The organism is Bacillus sp. MYb209 (genome assembly GCF_002975175.1).
In the GTDB taxonomy this organism is placed as follows: Bacteria; Bacillota; Bacilli; order Bacillales; family Bacillaceae_G; genus Bacillus_A.
On record NZ_PCNZ01000119.1, the window covers coordinates 1 to 1,484 of the forward strand.

Sequence of the window (1,484 nt, forward strand, 5' to 3'; positions counted from 1 at the left end):
CTTTTAGGTACCAAGGCAGATCTGCTTGACAAACATTAGCTGGTTTTTGTGCTTGTTTAGCAGGATGAAAATATATTAGCTAACAATTTTTCTGTAGCAGGGCTGAGGACTTTATTTTTTTTGCGGATTAATCCAACAGGTAAAGCGAATGAAATATCATCGATGTCACGAATAGCGTATTGATGTGAATTGGCAACGAAATTGCTAGGTAGCATAGCAATACCAAATCCTTGTAATACAAGATTTAAAACCATCTCCATGTTTGCTGCATCGTAATTAGAGTGTAAATGAAAGCCATGATGAAGAAAAACATGCTCTATTTTTCGCCGATAATCACACAATTGTCCAGTTAAAATGAAATTTTCATCTTCCAAATCACACATGTGAATTTTTTCTTGTGTAGATAATGGATGGTCGATTGGCAGTATCAAACAAAGCTTTTCTTCATATAGCGGATAAAATTCAAGATTTAATTCTGGTGATGGAGGGGGACATAAGGCAATATCAAGTTCGTTAGCGATAATCCGTTGACTAAATTGTTGGGTTACGCCACTTTCGATGGAAAGACAAATTTGTGGATGTTCTTTCATAAACGTTGTTAGTACGGAAATCAAATTTGTTTTGCCAATGGAATCAATTGCTCCAATCCGAATAAGTCCTTTCTGACCGAGTGAAAATTCTTTTGCGGTTTCGGTGATTACATCCACTTGATTTAATAAAATATCTGCCTGTTCTTTCACAAGTCTTCCGGCTTCGGTTAGCACCATTTGTTTTCCTTTACGCTCAAACAGTTCGATGCCGAGTTTTTCTTCTAATTGATTGATGTGTAGGGTGATGGTAGATTGTGCGTATTGCAGCAGATTTGCTGCTTTTATCTGACTACCACATTGGACAACAGCTTGAAATGTCTGTAACAAACGAATTTCCATAATTCATTCCTCCTGAAGAATAGTTCATTTTTGTTCATATTGACCAATATATTATCGTAAATTACTATTTGTATAGAAGGAGATGATAACATGAAAGATTACTTTTCCGTTGATATCACAAACAGTGAGTGGAAATTTGTTATGGATGGTATAGAACAAATTCCATTACGAGATGAGAATGGTGAACTGCGTTATGTCGTGCGATTTGCACCGGGGGCAAAATTCCCTCAACATACGCATAAGGATACCGAGGAATTATTCGTATTAGATGGAGCTCTTATCAGCAATGATGTTGAGTATGGAGCAGGTTCTTATCTCTGTTATGGACCTAATACAGAACATGAACCATGGTCTGAAAAGGGTTGTTTGGTTCTTGTAATGGAACGTAATGCTGGATAGTGTTTTTCTGTTTCTGTTTTTTTGTGTAGGAAATTATTAATTTTTATTGTTTTCATGCAAACATTGCCACATAGAATGGATAACCTTCATTCTAAGAGGAAACCGCTCGAAAAGGAGCGGTTTTTTTATGTTGTGTGCCCAGCAAGCCGTTAATTG

2 protein-coding genes are annotated in these 1,484 nt (G+C 36.6%); one reads left to right on the forward strand and one right to left on the reverse strand.

What is annotated here, in order from left to right:
• Nucleotides 1–56: 56 nt before the first annotated feature.
• A complete protein-coding gene (locus CQZ94_RS30670; protein ID WP_105588428.1) occupies nt 57–929 on the reverse strand; it encodes a LysR family transcriptional regulator in 873 nt (290 codons plus the stop codon).
• 90 nt (nt 930–1,019) lie between these two features.
• On the opposite strand from CQZ94_RS30670, the gene CQZ94_RS30675 reads away from it, so the two are divergent.
• Nucleotides 1,020–1,328, forward strand: a complete 309-nt coding sequence (locus CQZ94_RS30675; protein ID WP_105588429.1) for a cupin domain-containing protein — start codon at nt 1,020–1,022, stop codon at nt 1,326–1,328.
• The last annotated feature ends 156 nt before the right edge of the window (nt 1,329–1,484 follow it).